23 protein-coding genes are annotated in these 23,327 nt (G+C 64.2%); 10 read left to right on the top strand and 13 right to left on the bottom strand.

Annotated elements, in window-relative coordinates:
• Position 1: 1 nt before the first annotated feature.
• The 3 genes from AC51GT_RS07715 (at position 2) to AC51GT_RS07705 (ending at position 4,172) form a co-directional block, all read left to right on the top strand.
• Positions 2–373 carry a cupin domain-containing protein gene (locus tag AC51GT_RS07715; RefSeq protein ID WP_496325688.1) on the top strand — a complete coding sequence of 124 codons (372 nt, stop codon included), beginning with the start codon at positions 2–4 and terminating at the stop codon, positions 371–373.
• Between the two features lie 95 nt (positions 374–468).
• Positions 469–2,202 (top strand): ABC transporter ATP-binding protein, encoded by a 1,734-nt coding sequence (locus AC51GT_RS07710; protein WP_496328366.1) that lies wholly within the window; start codon positions 469–471, stop codon positions 2,200–2,202.
• The gene (locus AC51GT_RS07705; RefSeq protein ID WP_496328365.1) at positions 2,199–4,172 is read left to right on the top strand and encodes an ABC transporter ATP-binding protein; all 1,974 of its coding nucleotides are present in this window, start codon (positions 2,199–2,201) and stop codon (positions 4,170–4,172) included. The genes AC51GT_RS07710 and AC51GT_RS07705 overlap by 4 nt, the downstream gene beginning before the upstream one ends.
• A 37-nt stretch (positions 4,173–4,209) precedes the next feature.
• On the opposite strand, the gene AC51GT_RS07700 is transcribed toward AC51GT_RS07705, so the two are convergent.
• The 3 genes from AC51GT_RS07700 to AC51GT_RS07690 form a co-directional block, all read right to left on the bottom strand.
• On the bottom strand, positions 4,210–4,644 hold the full coding sequence (locus AC51GT_RS07700) for a VOC family protein (RefSeq protein ID WP_496325685.1): 435 nt from the start codon (positions 4,642–4,644) through the stop codon (positions 4,210–4,212).
• Positions 4,645–4,671: 27 nt separating this feature from the next.
• On the bottom strand, positions 4,672–5,106 hold the full coding sequence (locus AC51GT_RS07695; RefSeq protein ID WP_496328364.1) for a YybH family protein: 435 nt from the start codon (positions 5,104–5,106) through the stop codon (positions 4,672–4,674).
• Positions 5,107–5,222: 116 nt separating this feature from the next.
• A complete protein-coding gene (locus AC51GT_RS07690) occupies positions 5,223–6,248 on the bottom strand; it encodes an LLM class flavin-dependent oxidoreductase (RefSeq protein WP_496328363.1) in 1,026 nt (341 codons plus the stop codon).
• Positions 6,249–6,433: 185 nt separating this feature from the next.
• Between AC51GT_RS07690 and AC51GT_RS07685 the strand changes: the two genes are divergently transcribed.
• A complete protein-coding gene (locus AC51GT_RS07685) occupies positions 6,434–7,552 on the top strand; it encodes a phosphotransferase family protein (protein WP_496325886.1) in 1,119 nt (372 codons plus the stop codon).
• Positions 7,549–8,664, top strand: a complete 1,116-nt coding sequence (locus AC51GT_RS07680) for an Rv3169 family protein (protein ID WP_496328362.1) — start codon at positions 7,549–7,551, stop codon at positions 8,662–8,664. The genes AC51GT_RS07685 and AC51GT_RS07680 overlap by 4 nt, the downstream gene beginning before the upstream one ends.
• Before the next feature lie 12 nt (positions 8,665–8,676).
• On the opposite strand, the gene AC51GT_RS07675 is transcribed toward AC51GT_RS07680, so the two are convergent.
• On the bottom strand, positions 8,677–9,147 hold the full coding sequence (locus AC51GT_RS07675; RefSeq protein ID WP_496325681.1) for a MarR family winged helix-turn-helix transcriptional regulator: 471 nt from the start codon (positions 9,145–9,147) through the stop codon (positions 8,677–8,679).
• Between the two features lie 117 nt (positions 9,148–9,264).
• Here AC51GT_RS07675 and AC51GT_RS07670 point away from each other — a divergent pair, with 117 nt between their 5' ends.
• Genes AC51GT_RS07670 through AC51GT_RS07660 form a run of 3 tightly spaced genes read left to right on the top strand, consistent with a single transcriptional unit; the run spans position 9,265 to position 11,141 of the window.
• Positions 9,265–9,729 carry a DoxX family protein gene (locus AC51GT_RS07670; protein WP_496328361.1) on the top strand — a complete coding sequence of 155 codons (465 nt, stop codon included), beginning with the start codon at positions 9,265–9,267 and terminating at the stop codon, positions 9,727–9,729.
• A gap of 54 nt (positions 9,730–9,783) precedes the next feature.
• Positions 9,784–10,263 (top strand): nitroreductase/quinone reductase family protein, encoded by a 480-nt coding sequence (locus AC51GT_RS07665; RefSeq protein WP_496325679.1) that lies wholly within the window; start codon positions 9,784–9,786, stop codon positions 10,261–10,263.
• A gap of 23 nt (positions 10,264–10,286) precedes the next feature.
• On the top strand, positions 10,287–11,141 hold the full coding sequence (locus AC51GT_RS07660) for a hypothetical protein (protein WP_496325678.1): 855 nt from the start codon (positions 10,287–10,289) through the stop codon (positions 11,139–11,141).
• Between the two features lie 34 nt (positions 11,142–11,175).
• On the opposite strand, the gene AC51GT_RS07655 is transcribed toward AC51GT_RS07660, so the two are convergent.
• From AC51GT_RS07655 to AC51GT_RS07645, 3 genes are all read right to left on the bottom strand, one after another.
• On the bottom strand, positions 11,176–12,393 hold the full coding sequence (locus AC51GT_RS07655; protein ID WP_496325677.1) for a cation:proton antiporter domain-containing protein: 1,218 nt from the start codon (positions 12,391–12,393) through the stop codon (positions 11,176–11,178).
• A gap of 142 nt (positions 12,394–12,535) precedes the next feature.
• Positions 12,536–12,925: a DUF732 domain-containing protein gene (locus AC51GT_RS07650; RefSeq protein WP_496325676.1), complete on the bottom strand. Its 390-nt coding sequence runs from the start codon at positions 12,923–12,925 to the stop codon at positions 12,536–12,538.
• The gene (locus AC51GT_RS07645) at positions 12,922–14,370 is read right to left on the bottom strand and encodes a hypothetical protein (protein WP_496328489.1); all 1,449 of its coding nucleotides are present in this window, start codon (positions 14,368–14,370) and stop codon (positions 12,922–12,924) included. Before AC51GT_RS07645 ends, AC51GT_RS07650 begins: the two co-directional genes overlap by 4 nt.
• Before the next feature lie 161 nt (positions 14,371–14,531).
• Here AC51GT_RS07645 and AC51GT_RS07640 point away from each other — a divergent pair, with 161 nt between their 5' ends.
• A complete protein-coding gene (locus AC51GT_RS07640; RefSeq protein ID WP_496328360.1) occupies positions 14,532–14,963 on the top strand; it encodes a DUF309 domain-containing protein in 432 nt (143 codons plus the stop codon).
• Here AC51GT_RS07640 and AC51GT_RS07635 read toward each other — a convergent pair.
• A complete protein-coding gene (locus AC51GT_RS07635; RefSeq protein WP_496328359.1) occupies positions 14,926–16,464 on the bottom strand; it encodes a flavin-containing monooxygenase in 1,539 nt (512 codons plus the stop codon). The genes AC51GT_RS07640 and AC51GT_RS07635 overlap by 38 nt on opposite strands.
• Positions 16,465–16,517: 53 nt before the next feature.
• Complete coding sequence (locus AC51GT_RS07630; RefSeq protein ID WP_496328358.1) at positions 16,518–17,318, bottom strand: HugZ family pyridoxamine 5'-phosphate oxidase; 801 nt, start codon at positions 17,316–17,318, stop codon at positions 16,518–16,520.
• Positions 17,319–17,385: 67 nt separating this feature from the next.
• Between AC51GT_RS07630 and AC51GT_RS07625 the strand changes: the two genes are divergently transcribed.
• On the top strand, positions 17,386–18,096 hold the full coding sequence (locus AC51GT_RS07625) for a VOC family protein (RefSeq protein WP_496328357.1): 711 nt from the start codon (positions 17,386–17,388) through the stop codon (positions 18,094–18,096).
• 89 nt (positions 18,097–18,185) lie between these two features.
• Here AC51GT_RS07625 and AC51GT_RS07620 read toward each other — a convergent pair whose 3' ends face one another.
• The 4 genes from AC51GT_RS07620 to AC51GT_RS07605 all read right to left on the bottom strand — a co-directional run bounded on the left by AC51GT_RS07620 (position 18,186) and on the right by AC51GT_RS07605 (position 23,053).
• The gene (locus AC51GT_RS07620; RefSeq protein ID WP_496325671.1) at positions 18,186–19,331 is read right to left on the bottom strand and encodes a thiolase family protein; all 1,146 of its coding nucleotides are present in this window, start codon (positions 19,329–19,331) and stop codon (positions 18,186–18,188) included.
• Between the two features lie 15 nt (positions 19,332–19,346).
• Entirely contained in the window at positions 19,347–19,778 is a 432-nt protein-coding gene (locus AC51GT_RS07615; protein ID WP_496328356.1) for a Zn-ribbon domain-containing OB-fold protein, read from the bottom strand.
• 163 nt (positions 19,779–19,941) lie between these two features.
• Positions 19,942–21,945, bottom strand: coding sequence for an SDR family oxidoreductase (locus AC51GT_RS07610; protein ID WP_496328355.1), 2,004 nt, complete (start codon positions 21,943–21,945; stop codon positions 19,942–19,944).
• Between the two features lie 85 nt (positions 21,946–22,030).
• Entirely contained in the window at positions 22,031–23,053 is a 1,023-nt protein-coding gene (locus tag AC51GT_RS07605; protein ID WP_496325667.1) for an ABC transporter substrate-binding protein, read from the bottom strand.
• Positions 23,054–23,327: the final 274 nt, after the last annotated feature.

Below are 23,327 nucleotides of genomic sequence, written 5' to 3'. Positions count from 1 at the left end.
CATGCCGATCATCTCGTCCACCGATGCCACGGTTTTCTCCGTGCACGGAAGCACTTTTCGCGCCTATGTGAATCCAACTCGGGGCAGCGAACAACTCTGCGCCTGGCGCCTGGAAGTACCGGCCCGTCAGATCGGCGTCGCCCACCGGCCCGATCGGGAAGAGGTTCTGCTGATCCTGCACGGGGACCTGCAGGTGACTCTCGACGGTGTGCACGCGACAGCGCGGACCGGAGACGTCGTCGTGATCGGCGCGCACAGCGAGGTCAGGATCGATGGCGGCACCGAGGCCGCGGCGGTATGGGTGAGTACCACCGCGGGGTTGACGGCCACGACCTCCGACGGCGACGTCATCGCTCCGCCCTGGGCTCGGTGAACCAGTTGCGCTGGAAACGGACATCGGTGGCCCGCACGATAATCCAGGTGAGAACGGATCTGCCGGCTTGCTAACGTCAAACATGTGACTGCCCCATGCTGACCCGCTTGCTCCGCACCTACATGGGTGCCTATCGGTCCCAGCTGATCTGGGTTGTCGTACTGCAACTGGTGGCAACCGCCGCGATGTTGTACCTGCCCACCCTGAACGCCGACATCATCGATTACGGAGTGGCCAAGGGAGACACCGGCTACATCCTGCGGATCGGCGGCTGGATGTTGGCGGTCTCGCTGGTCCAGGTCTGCGCCTCGATCGCGGCTACATACTTCGGCGCCCGGGCCGCACTCGGGGCCGGCCGCGACATCCGCCACGATCTGCTGCATCGGGTCGACAGCTTTTCGGCCCGCGAGGTCGGCACATTCGGGGCGCCGTCGCTCATCACCCGGACGACCAACGACGTCCAGCAGGTCCAGATGGTCGGAGTGATGGCCTGTTCGATGCTCGTGACGGCACCCATCATGTGTATCGGGGGCATCGTGCTGGGTATCGGCGTCGGCGGCAAGCTGGCCTGGGTTCTGGTGGTGGCAGTGCCCTTCCTCGGCGTGAGCATGGCCTACATCATCTATCGGATGGTGCCGGGCTATCGCGCCATGCAGACCCGCATCGATGTGGTCAACCGGGTCCTGCGCGAGCAGATCACCGGCATCCGGGTGGTTCGCGCCTTCGTCCGGGAACCGCATGAACGCGCCCGCTTCTCCCGGGCCAACGATGACCTCACGAACGCGTCGCTCTATGTCGGCCGGCTGATGGCGCTGATGTTCCCGTCGGTCCTGCTGATCACCAACGTGACCATCGTGGTCATCATCTGGTTCGGTGGACATCTGATCGAGGACGGGAGCGTTCAGATCGGCGCCCTGACCGCGATGATCGCCTACGTCACCCAGATCCTGATGGCCGTCATGATGGCGTCGTTCCTGGCGATGATGGCGCCGCGGGCGGCGGTGTGTGCCGAACGGATCTACGAGGTGCTGGAGACCGAATCGTCGGTTGTTCCGCCGACCCTCCCGACACCCATGCGTGCCGATGCCGGATTCGTCGAAGTGCGTTCGGCGCGTTTCCAGTATCCGGGCGCCGACGAACCGGTGATCCGCGACATCACGTTCACCGCCCGTCCGGGGACGACCACCGCCATCGTCGGGTCGACCGGTTCGGGCAAGACCACCCTGCTGTCGCTGGTGCCGCGCCTGATCGATGTCACCGGAGGCGCGGTGTTCGTAGGCGGCACCGACGTCCGAGACCTCGACCCGGCCGTGCTTCGAGACGAGATCGGATTGGTCCCGCAGCGGCCCTACCTGTTCTCCGGGACCGTCGCGTCCAACCTGAGGTACGGCAAGGAGGACGCCACCGAGGAAGAGATGTGGGAGGCGTTGACCGTCGCCCAGGCGGCCGACTTCGTCCGCGACATGCCCGATCAGCTGGAGACCAAGATCGCCCAGGGGGGCACCACGGTGTCCGGCGGTCAGCGGCAGCGCCTGGCGATCGCCCGTGCACTGATCCGAAAACCGAAGATCTATCTGTTCGACGACTCGTTCTCCGCGCTCGACCTCAGCACCGATGCGCGTCTGCGGGCGGCCCTGCGTCCGGCCACCCGGGAGGCATGCGTGCTCATCGTGGCTCAGCGGATCACCACGATCGCCGACGCAGATCAGATCGTCGTCCTCGATTGCGGTGCCGTCGTGGGGATCGGCACGCACGCCGAATTGCTGGAGACCTGTCCGACCTATGCGGAGATCGTGCAGTCGCAGCTGTCGGTGGAGGGTCGGGCATGACGCGGGCGGGAGGTGGCGGCGGACCGTCGATGGGTGCCGTGCCGGTGGAGAAGCCCAGGTCGTTCGGCCCGTCCGTCAAGCGGGTGTTGCGCATGTTGGTCGTGCGCCGGTTGGCGGTGTCTGTGATGGCGTTCTTCGCGGTCACCTCTGTGGTGCTGACCGCCGTCGGGCCGCTGTTGCTCGGACATGCCACCGACCTGATCTTCGCCGGGGTCATCGGCGATCAGTTGCCCGCCGGCCAGAGCAAGGAGCAGGCGGTCGAGGCACTTCGGGACCGAGGCGACAACACGTTTGCCGACATGGTCTCGTCGATGGACCTCGTCCCGGGTGTGGGTATCGACTTCGGTGATGTTGCGCGGGTCCTGATGCTGGTTCTGGTCCTGTACTTCGTGTCCGCGGTGTTGAGCTGGGGGATGGGCCGGGTGCTCAACGTCCTGACCCAGCGCACGGTCAGTGAGTTACGCGCCGAGGTGGAGGCAAAAATCCATCGGCTGCCGTTGCGGTATTTCGACGGCAATCAGCGCGGCGACATGTTGAGCCGGGTCACCAACGACCTCGACAACGTCTCGCAGAGCCTGCAGCAGACGATCGCCCAGGTCCTCAACTCCGTTCTGACGGTGCTCGCGATCCTGGTGATGATGGTCTGGATCTCGCCGCTGCTCTCGCTCATCGCGATCGTCACGATTCCGTTGGCCGTCCTGGTCACCGCGATGGTGGCCAGGAGGTCCAAGCCGCACTTCATGGCGCAGTGGTCCAACACTGGCCGACTCAACGGCCAAGTGGAAGAGGCCTTCTCTGGCCACGAACTGATCAAGGCATTCGGGCGGCAGGAAGATGTCGAGCGGCGGTTCGACGAACGTAACGAAAAGTTGTACAACGCCAGCTGGAAAGCGCAGTTCATCTCCGGGATCATCATGCCCGCCATCATGTTCCTCGGAAACCTCAACTACGTGGCCATCGCCGTGGTCGGTGGACTACGGGTGGCCGCGGGGTCGCTGAGTCTGGGCGATGTGCAGGCGTTCATCCAGTACTCGCGGCAATTCACCCAACCGCTGACCCAGATCGGGTCGATGGTCAACCTGATGCAGAGCGGGGTGGCCTCGGCGGAACGGATCTTCGACATCCTCGATGCCGAAGAACAGACCCCGGATCCGGTGACTCCCGAGTCCCCGGCGACCAGTAAGGGGCTCATCACTTTCGACGACGTGTCATTCCGGTACGTGCCCGAACGCCCACTGATCGAAAACCTGTCACTGGTGGCCAAACCCGGGCACATGGTGGCCATCGTCGGGCCGACCGGCGCGGGCAAGACCACATTGGTGAACCTGATCATGCGTTTCTACGACGTGGATTCGGGGACGATCAAGCTCGACGGGGTGGACACCTCGCATATGACGCGTGACGATCTGCGGGAGCGGACCGGCATGGTGCTGCAGGACTCGTGGTTGTTCGGCGGATCCATTCGCGACAACATCGCCTACGGTGATCCCGACGCCGACGATGAGGCGATCATGGAGGCCGCCCGCGTCAGCCACGTGGATCACTTCGTGCGGGTTCTGCCCCACGGCTACGACACCGTCATCGATGAAGAGGGCGGCGGCGTCAGCGCGGGTGAGAAGCAGTTGATCACCATCGCCCGGGCGTTCTTGGCGAAGCCGACGTTGCTCATCCTCGATGAGGCGACCAGTTCCGTCGACACCCGCACCGAACTGCTGATCCAGAAGGCAATGGCGGCACTGCGTTCCGATCGTACGAGTTTTGTCATCGCGCACCGCTTGTCGACGGTTCGCGACGCCGACACGATCCTGGTGATGGAGCAGGGCCGGATCGTCGAGCAGGGCTCACACGACGAACTCCTCGTTGCCCAAGGTGCCTACTACCGCTTGTACAACAGCCAGTTCACCGGGCCCATCGAAACCGAAGAAGACGAGGCCGAAGAGTTCGAGACGCCGGAGTTGTCGAAGAGCTGACCGCGCGCCCCCGGGCCAGATGCTGCCGGCGTCGCCGCTACGGGTTGCCGAACTCGACGTCGCCGGTGTAACCGACCATCCACCCGACGCCGTATTTGTCGGTACACATGCCGAAGCGCTCGGCCCATTCGACCTTGTCCAGCGGCATGGACACGTCGCCGCCTGCGGACAGACCGTTGAACAGTCGGTCGGCCTCATCGGCGCTGTCGGCCTCGACCGAGACGAGAAAGTTGGTGCCCGCCGAGACCGTGCCCATCTGCTCGGGGACATCGGATCCCATGAGCACGCTGTCACCGAGGGGCAACGCGACGTGGGCAACGCCGTTCTTCTGCTCCTCGGTCATCTCCATGTTGCCGGGATCCATGTCGCTGAAGCGGGCCAGCATCAATTCACCGCCGAACACGGACTGATAGAACGTGAAGACCTCTTCGGTGTTGCCGTTGAAGTTCAGGTACGGATTGGCTGATTTCATGGGGGGTTCCCTTCTCGCGTGGGGGCGTCATTCGATGTCCAGGGGAAATGAGTGGTGCTCGTGAGTCACCGTCCAGCGCCCGTTCTCTTTGCGTAATCCGATGGTGAGCCGTAGTCGCCGATCGGGGTTCTCGGCGAAGTCGTCAGCGGTACCGCAGCGCAGCAACAGGTGCGCGAACGCGACGTCGTCGCCGGCGGTGATGTTCGCCTCGACGATGTCGAAGGTTGCCCCGCAGGCCTGCCACCGGAAGAACTGTGGCCACGTCTGCCGGTATTCGTCGATGCCCCGAACGCCGTCGTCCGGCGGTGGAACGTCGAACATGACGATGTCGGGCGAGTGGTCGGCGACGACTGCGTCGAGGTCGCCGCTGCGCACAGCCTGCGCCCACCGGTCGATGAGGTCGCGGATCTGCGCAATGTCTGCGGATGCGGTGTCAACGGTCGTTGCGGTGTTCTCGGACATGGTCTGGAAACCTCTCTGACGGTCGCAACCGTCCTCGAGTTTGTGATCCTCACCCTGATCTGACCATCCGCACGCCGAGAAATCATCGGTATGACACGTTCGATGTCAGCGGATCATCACCTCGGTGCCGGTGTCCACCCCAGCTTCGGACCGAGGTGCTCCGCCATGTCGGTGAGGATCTGCAGGTAGTCGGGATCGTCGAAGGAGAACGGCAATGCGAAGGTCGCCTCCTTCGTCCGCTGAAAGCCCGCATGGGAGAACAGCTGATCGGCGATTTCCTCCGAGGTGCCCACGATGTCGGGGGCGAAGAGCATCTTGCGTGGACCTTGCGGGGACAGCGTCCGGTCGAAACGGGCCGCGGCATAGGCCCGATACTTCCGAATCTGATCAGGTGTGGCCGAGTCGGTGGGGATCACCACCAAACCCTGTGAGACACGCGCTTTCTCGGGTTGCTGATGGTGCGCTCGATAGGCATCGATGTGCTGGGCCTGAATGGTTGCGAAATCCAGGGAATCCGATCCTTCGGCGGTGACAACCGAACTCGTCAGATAATTCAGCCCCTGCTGCCCGGCCCAGATCGCCGACGACAGCATCCCGCCGTACCAGAGACGGTCGATCAACCCGGGGGAGTGCGGTTGGACGATGCGTGAGAATTCTTCTATCCCAACGGTTCCCTCGAAAGCGCTCACCGGTACGCCGCGCAGGTTGTCCATGAGCCTGCGGACACGGTCCTTGCTGAAGTTCTCGATCGCGTGTGTCTCGGGGTACAGGCTTGTCTTGAAGTCGTCGTAGCGCATCGGGGTACCGACGGAGACACCGGGATTGAGTCGTCCGCCGGAGAGGAGGTCGACCGTGGCGAGGTCTTCGGCCAGGCGCAGGGGATTCTCGAGACCGAGTGGGATGACGGCGGTGCCGAGATCGATTCGACTGGTCCGCTGGGTGGCGGCGGCAAGGACCGCAACAGGTGACGAGATCCCGAATTGCAGATGTCGATGGCGCAGCCAGACACTGTCGAATCCCAGATCCTCGGCGAGTTCGATGATTCTCAGGGTCGACTCGTGGCCGGCGGCCGGCCGGGCGGGATCGAACCGCCCGATCGTGAGAAAACCGAGTTTTTCCAGGGGTTCACCGGGTGATGGCACCGTTATCGTCCTTCGTGTCGGGATGCTGCGGGCGCGGGGCCGGAGTGCAACAGCAAGTCCTTGTCTTCGGATGGGCACTCTGCTTTCATTACGCAACCAGCCAATCGTAATCTGCGTCACAGTTCGAAGGCGGCGCGCAAGCGTCCGGAGGGGTATCGGTGACACCAGACCAACCACTTGCCGACATGAAGCTGACGCGTTCGAGCCGGGACGCGGCCACGCTTCCGGCTCGTCTCGCCGGATGGCTGTCGACGGTCCTCCCCGGCGGGGCCACCCCTGCGGTTGCCGTCGACAGCGGTATCGACAGCAACGGGATGTCCTCGGAGACAATCGTGCTCACCGCCACCTGGGAACAGGACGGCGCGACCATCGAGCGTCGATATGTGGCGCGGGTGACCCCGGCCGACGAAGACGTGCCCGTCTTTCCGGAGTATCGCCTCGACCACCAATTCGAGGTCATGCGACTGGTGGGGGAGTTGACAGACATCCCGGTTCCGCAAGTGCGCTGGATGGAACCCACCGGTGAGGTGCTCGGCACGCCGTTCTTCCTGATGGACCACGTCGACGGCAGCGTGCCACCGGATGTGATGCCGTATACGTTCGGCGACAACTGGTTCCACGATGCCTCGACTTCACAGCAGCGCGTGGTGCAGGACTCGACGGTGGCCGTCATCGCGGAGTTGCACTCGATTCCGGATCCAGAGAACACCTTCGGCTTCCTGGCTGAGCGCACCGTGGGGGACAGCGCCCTGCGCCGCAACGTGAACTGGTGCAGATCCTGGTATGAGTTCGCTGCCGCCGACATCGGCCGCTCACCGTTGCTGGACCGGGCATTCGACTGGCTCGAAGCGCACTGGCCCACCGAAGCCGCCGAGGCGCAGCCGGTTCTGTTGTGGGGCGACGCGCGACTGGGCAACACGCTGTATCGCGATTTCCGGCCGGTGGCCGTACTCGACTGGGAGATGACGACCCTCGGTCCACGCGAGCTGGATATCGCATGGATGATATTTGCGCACAATGTGTTTCAGCACATCGCCACCACGCTGGGACTTCCCGGGATGCCGGACGCGCTGACCGAACGTGACGTCGTCGCGACGTACACCGAACTGACCGGTGTGGCGGTGGGCGACCTTCACTGGTTCTACGCGTACGCCGCGGTGATCTGGGGGTGTGTGTTCATGCGGACCGGGGCCCGACAGGTTCACTTCGGCGAGATCGAGATGCCCGACGAGATCGATGGACTGTTTCATCATCGGGCACTCCTCGAACAACTCATCAGTGCCGGCAAAGGGGATGTGCAGTGATCGGACCGCTCGACGAGTACCCCATTCATCAGACGCCTCTACCCATCGGACTCGTCGACTCGAGTGATCGAAACTTCTATGACCGCAGCTACTTTAATGCCCACAACCGGACCGGCGACATATTTGTGATCACCGGTGCGGGTTATTACCCGAATCTTGGCACCAAGGATGCTTTTGTGTTGGTGCGGCGAGGTGATGTGCAGACCGCGGTCCACCTCGGTGACGCCATCGACTCCGACCGGCTGAACCAGCAGGTGAACGGCTATCGGATCGAGGTGGTCGAGCCGCTGCGGACGGTGCGCCTGATCCTCGAACCCACCGAGGGCATCGCCATGGACATGACGTGGCAGGGTTCCTTCGACGTTCTGCAGGAGCAACCGCACATCATGCGTACCGGAAGCCGAATCACCTTGCAGGCGCAGCGGTTTGCCCAGGTGGGTACGTGGAGTGGCACGCTGTCGATCGACGGCACCGACATCGTCGTCGATCCGTCGACGTGGGTTGGCACGCGTGACCGGTCCTGGGGTATCCGGCCGGTCGGGGAGTCGGAACCGGCGGGCCGCCCGGCCGATCCGCCTTTTGAAGGTCTGTGGTGGCTCTACGTACCAATGCGCTTCGATGACTTTGCGATCGTTCTGATCATGCAGGAAGAGCCGACCGGATACCGGATTCTCAACGATTGCACCAGGATGTGGTCCGATGGCCGGATCGAGCAACTCGGCTGGCCGCGGGTGACCATCCGATACGCCTCCGGCACGCGGATCCCCACCGGGGCCACCATCGAATGCACCACGCCCGACGGATCGCCGCTGGTCCTCGACATCGAATCGCGGCTGGCAGTCCCGATCCACGTCGGCGGTGGCTATGGTGGTGACCCCGACTGGATCCATGGCACCTGGCACGGGGAGAAGTTCGTCGAACGGGTCAGCTATGACATCAATGACCCCGCGGTTGCCGGTCGAGTGATGTTCGGGGTCATCGACCACGTCGGACGGGCCGTGTGCACCGGCCCCGGGGCTGACGGGGTCGAGGGGTTCGGACTGTTCGAACATGGGGCACTGGGACGGCACGACCCTTCTGGATTCGCCGATTGGCTGACCCTGGCGCCCTGACCGTCTCGCTGGTCAACGCGCCGGTGGTGAACCGGCGTTGATCCGTTTCCCGATCGCCGCGAGCTGGCGGATCTGAGCTCGACTGAGCCGATCGATGACCAGCGAGCGAACGTTGGCGGCGTATCCGGGGGCGGTGTCGACCACCTTGTCCCAACCGGCTTCGGTGAGAACGGCATTGGTGAATCGACCGTCCTCCGGGCAGGGGAAGCGTCTGACCCACTCGCGCTTTTCCAGCCGGGTGACCACATGGGACAACCGGGACAGTGAGCCGTAGGACATCTCGGCCAGCGTGCTCATGCGAAGGGTGCGGTCCGGTGCCTCGGACAAGGCCGAGAGCACCTCGTATTCGAAATGGGTCAGCTGGGCGTCGCGCAGCAACTGCGCGTCGAGCGCATGGGGTAGGCGTGCCAGCGCGATCGCCACCTGAATCCAGGCGTCCATTTCCTCGTCGTCGAGCCAGTTCGGCTCCGGACCGCTGTTCATCGTCGAAGTCTATTACGGCTCGCGATACTTGACGCATCACTTGACGCATCAACTATTTTTTACGTAGCCTTTACTTGATACCTCAAGTTGACCTCGCACATTAAGGCAGTTCAGAGAATGAGTAACCCCATCGTTCGTAGCGCCGGCATGCTCGGTGCCCGCATTGGTCTCGGCATCGTCTTTTTGGCGCATGGACTTCAGAAGTTCCAGCAAAACGGTTGGGCCGGACCGAAAGCCGGCTTCGAGATGATGGATGTGCCGTTCGCCCCGGTGTCGGCCTTTCTGGTGACCTGGCTCGAGATCGTCGGCGGCATCGCCCTGATCGCCGGGGTCCTGACGCCGATCGTCGGTGCGCTGCTGTTCCTCACCATGCTGGGCGCGCTGTTCATCACGCATATCGACAACGGCATCTGGGCATCGGACGGTGGCTACGAGTTGGTCTTGTCGCTCGGGATGGGTGCGCTCCTGCTCGCTGTTGTGGGTGCCGGAAAGTTCAGTGTGGACGCAGTTCTGGGGACAAAGGTGCCGTGGCTTGCCGATGCCGGCAAGCGTTCGAACACCCGGGTCGGTGCAAACGCCTGACCCGGTCGGGGATTGATGCAGTCGTCAGCGCGTTGAGTGGGTAGCCTGTCCCGGGTGGGGATACTGACGCCGCTGGCGGTCAAGATAGGCGCCGTCTCGTGGATGCCGAAAATGCTTCCGTTCATCGAGAAGTCGGACGTGCGTTTACAACGCGCCACGAAGGGGCGCGTGAGCGTGCTCGACATCGCCGGACTTCCGAACATCGTGTTGCGGGTGCCCGGGCGTAAGACCGGCACCATGCGCTCGACACCACTGCTGTGTGCCCTCAAGGACGACGGTTGGCTGATCGCGGGCTCGTACTTCGGGAATCCGGAGATGCCCAGCTGGGTGCTCAACCTCCGGGCCTGCGAGACGGCCGAGATCGTGCACCGCGGAAAAACGTTGAAGGTCAAGTGGCGAGAGGTCACCGGACCCGAGCGTGACGAGGTCTGGAAGATCCTGCTCGACACCTGGCCGAACTTCGCGATCTACGAAGAGCGGACGGAGCGATTGATCCCGGTGTTCTTCCTGAGTAGGGTGACCGCCGACTCGTAGGTCGGTGGGCAGGGGCGATCGCAGTGGACATCAACGAGGTGGCCGACGAACTGTACGGTCTGGAGCCCGGGGATTTTGTCGAGGTCCGCACGGCCCGGGCCAAAGAAGCCCGCGCTGCAGGCGATCGCGCCCTCGCCATCGAGATCACCGGCCTGCGTCGCCCGACCACCGTCGCGTGGATGGTCAACATCCTGTCCCGGGAGAACTCGGAGGATGTCGAGAATCTGCTCGAACTCGGTGAGGCGATGCGGGAGGCCCAACGTCACCTCTCCGGGGACGACCTCCGGATGCTCACCACCCAGCGCCAGCAGGTGGTCCGGGCGTTGTCCCGGAAAGCCGGCGCGCTGGCATCCGATCGTGGACATCAGGCGAGTGAGACCGCGCTCCGTGAGGTCGGTCAATCCCTGCATGCGGCACTGGCCGATCCCGAGATCGGAGAACTCGTCCGGGCCGGTCGGTTGCTCTCCGCGGTCAGCTACAGCGGGATGGGGCCGGCGGGGTTGACCTTGGTGGGCGGCAGCGAAACCAAGCGACCGTCGACCCGCGCGCACAAGAAGGAGACGTCCGACGATGCTCTGGTGGCCGCCCGATCACAGCTCGCCGAGGCCGAAGAAGCCGAGCGCGCCGCGGTGTCGACGGCCAAGGATGCGGCGAAGGACGCCGATCGGGCCCAGGCAGCTGTTGACGACGCCGCGGCTCGAGTGGCGGAACTGCATGAGCAGCTGACCCAGGCCGAACAAGAACTCCAATTCGTCCGACGTGCCGAGCAGGCCGCGGCCGATCACGCCGCGGCGTCAGATCGGGATGCCGAGCAGCAGCGCGAACGGGTGGCAAAGATCCGCAAGAAAGTCGCGTCCCTCGAACCGGACACCAGGTGAGGACCCTCGGCTCCCACCGGATCCGCCCCGTCGGTCAACTGCGCTCGCCGATGTCGACGCGCTGCGCTCGTCGCTCCAGCCACTGAGCGATCACGCTGGAGCCGATGCCGTGGATCACCACGCTGGCCATCACCGTGACCGTCATGGCGTAGAGGGTGTCGTCGGCGATGGTGCCGTCGAGCGCATTGAACGCGAGTAGCCCGAAAACGATGGACGCCGTGCCGCGGGGGCCGAGCATGCCGATCACCAATCGATCGACGCGGCTCAGGTCTGTACCCATCAGCGACAGGTACACCGGCCCGATTCGCAGCACGGTCAGTGCGGCGAGACCGAGAATGATGAGCTGCCAGATGAATCCGAACTCGAACACCAGCACCGATGCGCAGCCGAACACGAACCACATGGTGAGCGCGGCGAGCGCACCCACATCATCGACGAGCGAGAGTTCTTCGTCGCGGGGCCCGTCCTTGCGGGCGGCCCTGTAGGCGATACCGCAGATGAACGCGGCAACAAAGCCATTCCCGTCCACCTGCTGTGCGCAACCGTAGGCGAAGAGCGGAAAGATGACGAGGCTGATCCTGATCGACTGTTCGGTGGCGAAGCCGCGGCCGAGGGACTGGTTGGTCGACCACGCGGCGACGAAGCCGACCGCGGCACCGACGACAACAGCCGTCAGCGCCGCGGGCAAGGCGGTCTCGAGTGCGTCCGCCGGGGACTGCGCGTGCGTGTGGTCACCGGCCAGGGTGAGGGCAAAGATGAAGAGCGGTGCGACGATTCCGTCGTTGTAACCGCTCTCGACATTCAGCAGGTGACGTACCCGAGGTGAGATGCGGTGGTCACGGACGATCGACGACGCCGGTGCCAGGTCGATGGGGATGATGATGCAAGCAATGAGCAGCAGGACGCCGATCGACAGACTCGGCAGCAACGCAACACCCAACAGCAGGGCCGCGGCGATCGACAGCGGCATCGCGATGAGCAACAACCGGAACGAGATTCGGCGTTCGCCGGCGAAGTAGCCGCCCTTGACCTCGGTTGCGTCGACGAACAACAACACCGCCAGGATCAGCTCGACAACACGTTCGGCGACAACGGTATCGAGCGCATTACCGATGTCGTTTCTGGTGGTAAGCCCGATCGCGAATCCGGCCATCACCATCAGGAACGCCCCGGAGATCCGAAATCGCGCCAGGCGGCCGGCGATGAGGGACCAGCTGACGATCACCAGCATGGCGATCAGAATCGACGTCATCGTGTTGCCGGCTGTTCGGCCAATTCCCCGAGCACTCGGTGATCGTATATGCGGCCGCGGCACGCTGCGACCAGACGTGGCCGGTCGCAGCGCGCGCGGTATTGGTTGTGCCGGTGCGCTGTTGGGTGTTCAGCTCATGGACTCAGTTGCCGGCGAGTTTGCCGATGTTGCCCGGGCAGTAGATCGGGACCGCGATGTTGATCATCGTGCGTGCCTTGGAATCGCTGAGCCCGGTGGCATCGGCGGTCGAGGAAATCGTGTCGTTCAGACTTGTCCCGTTGGTCAGCTCATCGCATACGGTCCGGGCAGCGGCGATCTGCTCATCGTTGTCGCCGAATGAGGCATCCTGCGATTTCAGCGCTTCGGCGTACGTCTTGTCCTGGACGTTTCCGCCGACTTCGGATGCACTGTCGATGGCCCGCTCTGCGCTGCTGCGCGCCTGTTGGGTTGCATCCTCGACCTCTTCACTGCTGCAGGCCGAAGCGAACACCAAGCAGCCGGCCAAGGAAACCAGGGCCACAAGCTTTTTCATATCGTCTCCGTTTCGTTGACGCTCTTGGCTGCAACGATATGCGATGAATCCGCCGGCCTGTCATCACCGGCCGGACTTGTCGCCGGGACCTGGCCGGAGCCCTCGGGGCCGGACTCAGGTGGGGTACGGCCGATCGCGGGCCGGGCGAGGAGTTCGACGGCGAGTACTGCCAGGACAGCGATGAGAATCGTCATCATGACCACCAGCCCCGAGGGGTAGTCCCAGAAGACCAGGACGATGATCGCGATCGCGATGATCGCAATGCGCAGTGGCAGGCGGAACTGCGCGGCATAGATCTCGACCCGGTGCGGGACGCGACCATTCCCATGGCCCCGCGTTGCGTTCATCATCGTGCCGAATCCGCGCCGGATCGCAGCTGCCGATGCGGAGGAACCGGTGAGGTAGCCGATCAGGGCGATCGCGATACCCAGGACGGCCACCGCACGCAGACTGGTCCGCAGGGGCACCACCAGCGTGTCGAGGAGGACCGCTGCGGCGTCGTCGGACATCACGTCGGGCGGTACCGCGTCGAGGTAGACGGCCCGCCCGATGCTGATCGAAATGGCCAGCAGGGCCATGGCGATGGCGATCACCACCCCGACCAAGGCGAACGCCCGTCGTCGAGATCCGCTGGGCGCGGCCCAGATGGCGGCGGCGGCAACGAGGAGGGTCACCCACGGCAGAATTGATGCGGCCTTGTCCAGGGCGGAGACGGCATTCTGTGCCTTGACCAGATCGGGCGACTGGAAGATCACAAACGACTTGTCGATGTCGGGGATGTTCGAGGCGAACGCGAATCCGCGGTCGATCAGTGCGGCCCGGACGTTGTCGATGACCGGCTTGAGCTCGATGCTGACGGTGCCGTCATCGTCGATCTGGACTGCCCTGGCATTGTCTCCGGTCAGGACCGCGACCAGATTCTCGTGGGCCCGCCGGTTGGCCGCGGTCCACAGGGTCTGGAACTGGTCTGAGGCGAGCAGCCGCTGCACTGTTTCATCGATGAACGATCGCGCCTGCTGAGTCAGTACCGGAGCCAGACCGGTGACCGCGGGTGGAACATTCGGCGCGTTCTGGGTCAGCGCGTTGAGCGCATCGGTGGTGACCTTCTCGATATTGGCGCGTGTCATGATCTCATCGGTGATCTGGGCGGCCAATTCGTTGTGTAACACGGTGTTTTCCGCCAGGGGCGCCACCGTTTGGAGGTAGCGGTCGGTGTCGAGTACCTCGGCACGCGCATACCGCGCGAGAACTGCCGAGTACGCCAGAATCGCCACGAGCACCAGGAGTATCGCGGCCGCGGTCCAACGCAGGCCCCGGTGTCCGCGCCGGGCCGTTGCGCGACCGGCAGGAGCGTTCGACACCTCGGCGAGTTCGCGGCGCAGCCGCAGGAGTTCAGCGCGTTCGGAGTCGTCGAGTGGTTCGTCGGTGCTGGTCGAGTCCATGATCGCGCCTCATCTCGTGGGTGGCTGCACGGCAGCGCACGCAGATCAGTGCACCGATCATCGACGCGCCGGCCATCAGCGTAAACCCGCTGTCCGGGGCCGGAGTGCGTCACGATGGAAGTTCACCCGTGGGAGGTGAGAACCAGGTGGCGAGGTGATGACAGATGACCGATGACCGGGATCGCGACCCGGCCGGCCGGGCGCGGCAGGCCCGCCCTCGCGATGCACTGGGCCGGCCGTTGCCCTACGGGGCGGTCGGTGTGGAGCCGGTGTCGGAGGAGCCGCTGCCGCCGGCAGAAACCATCGCCGCTGCCACCGCACTCCTTCGTCAGGGCCGGCCGTTCTCGGCGCACGAGGTGTACGAGGTGCGCTGGAAGAGCTGCCCCGAAACCGAAAAGGACCTCTGGCAGGGGCTGGCTCAGCTCTGTGTGGCGCTGACCCACCAGGCCCGAGGTAACCATCGCGGTGCGATGCGACTGCTCGACCGCGCGACCGCACGGCTGTCCGCCTACGCGCGCACCTCCGGACCGACGTATGGCCTCGACCTCGACGAGGAGATCAGCGGAGCACGTCAGCAGATTTCCGGGAGCCGGTGACCTGCGATCTCGGTGTGCCCCGCAGGGTCTTGCCGAGATTGGTCCGCAATGTGGTCGCCGAGTCGAGCAGGTAATTCTGCCGGACCTTCCACGGACTGCGGTCGCCTTGGCGCGGGAACGAATCGATCGATCGCTGGACGTATCCCGAGGCCAGATCGAGCAGGGGGCGCTCCTGGAGCGAAGGGTCAGGTTGGGGGACCACCGCGGCGTAGTCGTTGCGGTCCATGAAGTTCAGCACCTTGCAGACCAGTCGATTGATCAGGTCGGCCCGCAGGGTCCACGACGCATTGGTGTAACCGATGCAGATGGCGAAGTTGGGGATGCCCGTGATCATCGCGCCCTGCCAGACGAACTGCTTCGACAGCTCGACCTGTTGACCGTCGACTCGGAGTTCGAGGCCACCGAAGGCCAGGAGTTCGAGACCGGTGGCGGTGACGATCACATCTGCCGGCAGCGTCCGGCCGGATTCGAGGCGAATGCCTTCGGGGAGAACGGATTCGATGCGGTCGGTGACGATCTCGGCGTCGCCCTTCTTCATCGCCTTGAACAGATCCGCGTTGGGAATGGCGCACAATCGTTGGTCCCACGGGTCGTATGACGGAGTCAGGTGCTCGGCCACCACGTCGGCATCGCCGAGAATTTTCGTGCTCAGCTTGGTCAGCATTGCGCGGGCGGCCTGCGGTCGTCGCTGACAGAATTGGTAGACACCGATACTGAACAGAATGTACTTCGTACGGATCAGTCGATGCGCGGCGTGTGCGGGCAGTAGGGCGCGGAGCCGGTCGGCGATCTTGTCGCGGCTGGGAACGGCGCTGATCCAAGTGGGTGAGCGTTGCAGCATCGTCACGTGCGCGGCAGTCGGGGCCATCGCCGGCACAAGTGTCACCGCGGTGGCCCCGCTGCCGATGATCACGACCTGCTTGTCGGCATAGTCGAGGTCCTCGGGCCAGAACTGAGGGTGGACAACGGATCCGGCGAAGGTGTCGAGACCGGGGATGTCCGGTGAATGTCCGTGGTCATAGTTGTAGTAACCCGCGCAGGAGTACAGGAACCGGCAGCGGATGGTCTGCTCGAGAACCGACCCGTCCGCGCCACGGGTGTGGATGGTCAGTGTCCACAGCGCGTCGGCGGTCGAGAAGTCGGCGGCGACAATCTTTGTGCGGTAACGGATCTTGTCGTCGATGCCGAACTCGGCTGCCGTCTCCCGGATGTATCGCAGGATCGAGGGACCATCGGCGATCGTCTTCGCGTCGCGCCACGGGCGGAACTGGTATCCGAGGGTGAACATGTCGGAGTCCGAACGTACGCCCGGATACCGGAACAGATCCCAGGTACCGCCCATGACATCGCGTGCTTCGAGGATCGCGTACGACAGGTCGGGGCATTCGGTCTGCAGGCGGTACGCTGCCCCGATCCCGGACAACCCGGCTCCCATGATCACGACATCGAGATCCGCTTCTGGTTCGGTGGGAGTGGACTCGCCCTTGCGTGAGATCGACATGTATCCAGTCTCCGTACTACCGCAGCGCGGCATCATTTGATTCTGTGTGACAACTACAGCGCAGATTTCGCCCGCTTGGCCAGATCAACCGTCGCCATCCGCAGGTCGGCCGCTGTGGTGATTGGTTCCGAGTAGCCCACCCGCGTGTAGGCGATTCCGCGAGGTGTGACCACGCGGAGGTCGAGGCCGTAGCGATCGGCGCCGGTGCAGGCGGCCTCGGTGGTGTCGGGGAATCCGCCCAGTCCCTGTGCCATCTCGACCAGGCTCTCGGCGTGATCGTTGTTCAGGTGTTCGATGGCGCGCGCGGCCCCCGGGGTCACCGGATCGGGGGTGGCGGCCAGGTAGGCCTCGGCAGTCGCCGAGTCCATCCGTCCGTATCCGCCGACCCACCGGACGCGCTCGACCCGCAGGATCCAGAGGGCAAAATCGCTGTAGTCCACGTAGTACTTCGCAGCCGGAACCGCTGCCAGATGCGCCTCACGAGCGGCGGCATACTCATCGCCGGTCGGCCGTTCGACATGTCCTGCCAGAGTGATCCGCGCGCTCGCCAGCGGATCCGATGCGGCATTGGGTGCGACGATGGCGATACTTGCGCGCGGGTTGCCCGCCAGATTCCGGCCGTGCTCGGCCATGTTCGACACGCACAGGACCGGCGCGCCACCGAGTAGTCCATAGGTGACAAACGAGGCCCACGGGTCGCCCTCAGCGGTCAGGCTGGCGAGCGTTCCGGCATTGGTCGAGGCGGCAATCGTCTGCGCTTCTTCGGCCGCCGACGGTCGCGTCGAATCGGCGACCTCGGTCAGTGGGGCCGGAACGGAGGGGGCATCGCCGGGGTCGCCGTGATCGAGAGTCATGTGCGAATCCTACGTGGCGCACATCCGGTCGACCGGGCGCTCGAGCCGTCGATGGTAGGAATGGTCGATGAGTTCAGAGCAGTCACCATCCCTGCGGTCGGTCATCGTGGTGACCACCGAGGATGTCGATGCGAGCCGCCGGGCCTACCGACGGCTCCTCGGGGTCGACGAGGGCGCCCCACTGACAGTGGACAACGCACACATCGAATTGCGTGAGGGCAGTCCGAAGAGCAGGCCACATCGGGCGTTGTTCGGCACCGACGACTTCGCTGCCACCACCCGGTTGCTCGGCCGCCGTGGGCTCGCGCTCACCGAGACCGCGCCGGGACGTGCCGAGGCCGCCACCGAATCGTCGGTCGGGGTGATCGAGGCTGCCCGGGGTGTGTCGGCCGCCGGTTCGGAACTATCCGCCGTCGACCACCTCGTGTTCAATGCGGCGGTCCGCGACAGTGCGGTGGCGCTGTTCGGCGCGACCCTCGGCATGGACTTCCGGTTGGAGCAGTCGATCCACGACAGCATTCACCAGCTCTTCTTCCGTGCCTCGAATATGGTCGTGGAAGTCGTTGTCGGACAGGGTGATCCGTCTTCGACGACGACATCTGCCGCGACGACCCTGTGGGGTATCGCCTGGCGTTCAGTCGACATCGAGGTGACGTACCGCAGGCTGGTTGCCGCCGATGTGGACGTGAGCGAGATGCGGGCCGGCCGTAAGCCCGGCACCCGCGTCTTCTCCGTCCGTGATCGCGCGCTGGGCCTGCCGACCCTCGTCATCGACTGACCAGCAAACGCGCAAACGAGCCGGAAATACGAAGACGAGCCACATATTTGTGGCTCGTCTTCGTATTTGTGGCTCGTTTGGAGAGGGGGTTACAGCGAGAGGACCGATGCGGCAGCGGTTCCCGGTGCGCCGTACACCTGGGCGTAGCCGACCTTCGGGTTGCCGGGCACCTGGCGGTCGCCGGCCTGTCCGCGCAGCTGGAGCACGAGTTCGTGCACCTGGCGGATTCCGGAGGCCCCGATCGGTTCACCATTGGCGATCAGTCCGCCGTCGGTGTTGACCGGCATCGATCCGCCGATCTCGGTGGCGCCCTCGGCGATCAATTTCTCCTGATCGCCGTCGGCGCAGAAGCCGTTCTCTGCCATGTGGATGATCTCGGCTCCGGCGTCGGTGTCCTGCAGCTGCATGACGTCGACATCCTCGGGTCCGATGCCGGCCATCTCGTAGGCGGCCTTGGAGGCGTAGACGGTCGGCGAGACATCCTCATCGACCGCGGCCCAGGTGGCGTGCACCTCGTACGCACCATAGGTGCGGGTGCGGATCGCGGTCGACTTCAGGAACACCGGCTTCTGGGTGAAGCGGGCAGCGAGGTCGCCGCGACACATGATGACTGCGGCGGCACCCTCATCGGGGGCGCAGAACATGTAATGCGTCAGCGGGTAGTTGAGCATCTGGGCGCCCAGGATGTCTTCTTCGCTGATCGGCGTGCGGCGGAAGGCCTTTGGGTTGAGCCCACCGTTGCGGTAGTTCTTGGCCGCGACCTTGGCCAGCGTCTCGACGGAGATGTCGTGATCGCGGATGTAGCGGCTGATCTTCATCCCGAAGAACTGCGTGGTGACGAACTGACCGTTCTCGGCGTACCAGGCGGGCAGTCCGAGCATCGCCGGATCCGCGGTGAAGGCGCCGCGCGGGTGCTTGTCGGTACCGACGGCAATGCCGATGTCGTACTTGCCCGAACGGATTCCGTCCGCGGTCTGCTCGATCGCGCTGGCGGAGGTGGCGCAGGCGTTGAACACGTTGGTGAAGGGGATGCCGGTCAGGCCGACGAGCCTGGTGACCGCGTCGGTGTTGTCGACTTCGTAGCTACCGCCGATACCGAACTGGATGTCCTTCCACTCGGCGCCGGCGTCGGCGAGCGCGAGTTGGATTGCGTCCGCGGCCATTTCGATGGCCGACTTGGTACCGAATCGGCCAAATGGGTGAAGACCCACGCCGATGATCGCAACGTCGTTCATGTTCGGTCTCCTCGCTCAGCTGTTCTCTGACACCGGCGCGAACGCCCAGGTGATGATCTCGGTGCCGTCTTCGTCGGTGTAGAAGGGGATGAAGGTGAGTTCGACGTCCGTGATGGCCGCGAGCTTCTCCGGATCCGCTTCGGTCAGACGTGCTTCGACCCGAACCACGTCGTCGAGCTGGATGAGACCGACACCAAAGGTCTCGAACGTTGCGGCTGTCTCGCCACCGGCGTACGGAAGTTTCGGAACAAATCCCTGGGTGGTGAAGGCGATCAACTTGCCGCGCCGGGGCAATAGGAGATCCGACATATCCGGGCCGCTGCAGCGCGGGCAACGATCCTGGCGGGGCCAGGTCGTCGCGGCGCAGGCATCGCATTTGCTGCCGATGAGCTGCGGGTTCTCCGCGGGCCAGGTGGAAACGTCGGGCGCGAGCGCCTTCGTCGTCATGAGCCATCCTCCGAGTTCTGGTGCCCCACGATGAGTCCAGAGGGACCTGCGGCACGTCGTTCACAATAACCGGAAATGCCATTCTCGTAAAGGAAAGGCGCATAATCGCAGGCTGTGTCGCGCGGCGTGTCGCCGTTCGCAGGTAGTCCCTCGATCGATCGACCTACCAGTGAACGCCCCCGAGCACGCGGGCCAGGATCAGTTGCTCGGATTCGCGTCGACCCGCGTCGTCGCCGCGAGCAGCTTCTGAATCAGGGAAGACCTGGTAGGCCAGGTTCAAGACGCGGAACGCGAGCTTGGGGGTCAGGGTGTGTGCGAGTGCACCGAGGTTGCCGATCTTCGTGTTGATCTCGTGTGGCCGCTCGACCAGGGCCGAGATGACCTTGCCGGCCGCCTGGCCCGGGCTGATCGTCGGGAACCGATCGTAGATCTTGGTCGGCGCGATCATGGGTGTCCGGACCAGGGGCATGTGAATGCTGGTGAACGAGATCCCGTCACCGAACAATTCCGATGAGACCACATTGGACCAGGAATCGAGGGCGGCCTTGGAGGCGACGTAGGCGCTGAATCGAGGCGGGTTCGTCTGGACACCGATGGATGAGACGTTGACGATGTGACCTCGGCCCTGTTGACGCATCGTCGGGAGCAACCCGATGACCAGCCTGATGGCGCCGAAGTAGTTGAGTTGCATCGTTCTTTCGAAGTCGTGGAAGCGATCCTCGGACAACTTCAGTGACCGGCGGATCGATCTGCCCGCATTGTTGACGACGAAGTCGATCCGCTCGAAATCCAGGCTCAGCTGTTTGGTGAGGGCGTCGATGGCGTCGAGGTCCGACAGGTCGCAGCCGTATACGTGCGCGGTTCCGCCCTGACTTTCGATGAGATCTCTGGTGGCCTCGAGCTTCTCGACCCCGCGAGCGATCAGAATCGGGATCGCGCCGGCCTTGGCGACTTTGACGGCGGTCACCAGACCGATACCCGATGACGCCCCGGTGATCACCACGGTCCGCCCGGCCAGTGCGTCGACGGTGCGGCGGTCGGAGACGATCGAATCGTCGAGGAATTGCTCCCAGTAGGCCCACAACTCCGACGCATACGAATCGAGTTGAGGCACTGCGATACCGGAACCGGCCAGCGCGTCCATCGTGCGGGCAGAGCTGTACACCGCCGGAAAAGACACGTGGGCCAATACTTCTGGCGGAATCCCGAGCCTCCCGACGGTCCCGCGCAACGCCGACTGGACAACGCCGAGGCGGAGCGCACCGGTGAATATCTCGACCGGCTGCAGCGCTCGGGGCAGCAGCTGGGTCGGGAGCCGATCGGTGACCGACCTGTCGATGGGTAGAGCGAACTGCGGTGCTTTCGCCGCGGCGCTGAAGCTGTTGACCATGCGCACGGTGTTCTGCGGTTCGGGGTTGGTCAAATGGAACGCCTGCCCGTCGAGCTCGGGCACGTGAGCGAGGTGGTCCATGGCGCGGGCGACGTAGTCGACAGGCACCAGGTTGGTGTCTCCGAGGTCGATCGCGAGCAGGGGGACACCGGCGGACAACAGGTCGCGAATCCGTTTGATCGCCGGAAAGAAGTAGTAGGGACCGTCGATCTTGTCCATCTCGCCGGTCTCGGAATGTCCGACCACGATGGACGGCCGGTAGACCCGCCATGGAACGGATGGCTGGTCGCGGACCATTCGCTCCGACTCGAACTTCGTACGGTGGTAGGCAGATGGCAGACCCTGGCCCTCGTCGAACATCGTCTCGTCGAAGATGCCCTTGTGATCTCCGGAGGCCGCGACCGACGAAACATGATGGAAGCAGCCGACTTCGAGTGCATCTGCCAAGGACAGAGCGGCCCCGGTGCCGCCGACGTTGAGCGATTCGTTGGTCTCGTCGGAGGCGGTCATGTCGTAGATGGCCGCGAGGTGGAAGAAGTGGTCGATCGTGCCCCGATGCTCATCGATCCACTCCGCGTCGACACCGAGCCGGGCCTCTTGCAGATCGCCGACCACCGGGATCACCCGGTCGGTGTCCCAGATTCGGATCTGCCGGTCGAGTGTGGCCCGTGATCGTTTGCGTACCAGGACGAAGACGGTCCCGGCACGATTGTCGAGGAGTTGCCCGACAAGATGCCGACCGATGAACCCGGTTGCGCCGGTGACGAAGTAGGCCACGGGACCAGCGTAAGTCCACAAATGGCACACGTCCCCGGGTTGCGCATACGCGAATCCGGGGACGTGTGGAAATGCTGAGGCGTTATTACTGCGCGAGTTGCGGCGCCAGTTGTTCGACGACGTACGGGATGGTGAGCACGGACGGGACCGACATCGCGCCGCCGAGGACCTGGTCGACCCATACGACTCCGCCACGCTTGACGATATCGAGATTCATGAAGGCGGCGTTCTGCTTGAGCTTGTCGTTGGATCCCTGCCAGTCGACGACGACGACCTTGTCGAGCGAGTTCAGCAGGTTCAGGTTCTCGGTCGAGATCGAGCCGTAGAAGCCGCTGGTGATGGTCGGCTCGAGTTCGGCCGGGAACGTCATACCCAGGTCGGCGAGCGTCTGGCCGCGACCGTCGGTATCGGCGTAGATCGCGACGCCACCGTCGGTTCCGTTGGTGATCACCGCGCCCTTTTTGCCAACGATGGTCGGGTACTCGGTTTGGGCGTCGGTGAACACCTGCTCGGTCTCATCGATCAGCTTCTGGGTTTCCTCGGGCATTCCGACGGCCTTGCCGACCTGCGTCGCGGCGGCCTGCCACGGCACCTGCCAGTCCGGGTACTGGGCCTCACGCAGGATCGTCGGCGCGACCTTGCTCAGGGTGTCGTACTGCTCCTTGGTCACCGAGCTGTTCACGGCGACGATCAGGTCGGGATTCGTGGCCAGGATGTTCGGGATCTCCGCGCCTAGATTGGAACTCGCCTCGGCCAGCGCAACCGGGGTGGCGTCGCCGATCAAGTCCTCGTTCCAGGGCTCGGTCACGCGCTTGGCCTCGGGATCGCTGAACGGGCTCATCGTGGTCGGGACGATACCCAGCGCCAGCAGGGTGTCCGCGTCACCGACACCCACCGCGGCAACCCGGGTGGGCTCTTTCTCGATGGTGACCGAACCGAAGTTCTGTTCGATGGTCACCGGCAGGGCGCCGGGCTCCGCGGAGACCGTTGCCGACGTGTCGGTGTCCTCGTCGGGCGAGGAACACGCCGATGCTCCGATGAGCGCAGCCACCGTCGCGGACGCGATGACGATCTTTGATACGGCCGAACGGCGGTTCTTCCAGTGCACTGGGATTCCTCACATCAAGGACTACGGACGGGGCTTAGGGCAGGCTCACCATACAGCGTTCCGCGTTCGATTGGGAGAAGTTGGTGCTTCCGGCTCGAAAGCGCACGTGCGCCGGCAGTATCGGGACGGTGACCAGGCGGTCATGCCTACCGATTCCCGGTCTGGTCCATCCACCGGGTGTTGCAGCCTGGACCGTCCGGCGGGGGGATCTACCGCGGGATACGTGAACCGCACTGACATGGAGAACAGACCGACCCCGCAACATCGGTGAGAT

The sequence above is a fragment of the Williamsia sp. z34 genome (assembly GCF_059553395.1).
This window is presented reverse-complemented; position numbering and strand designations above follow the sequence as displayed.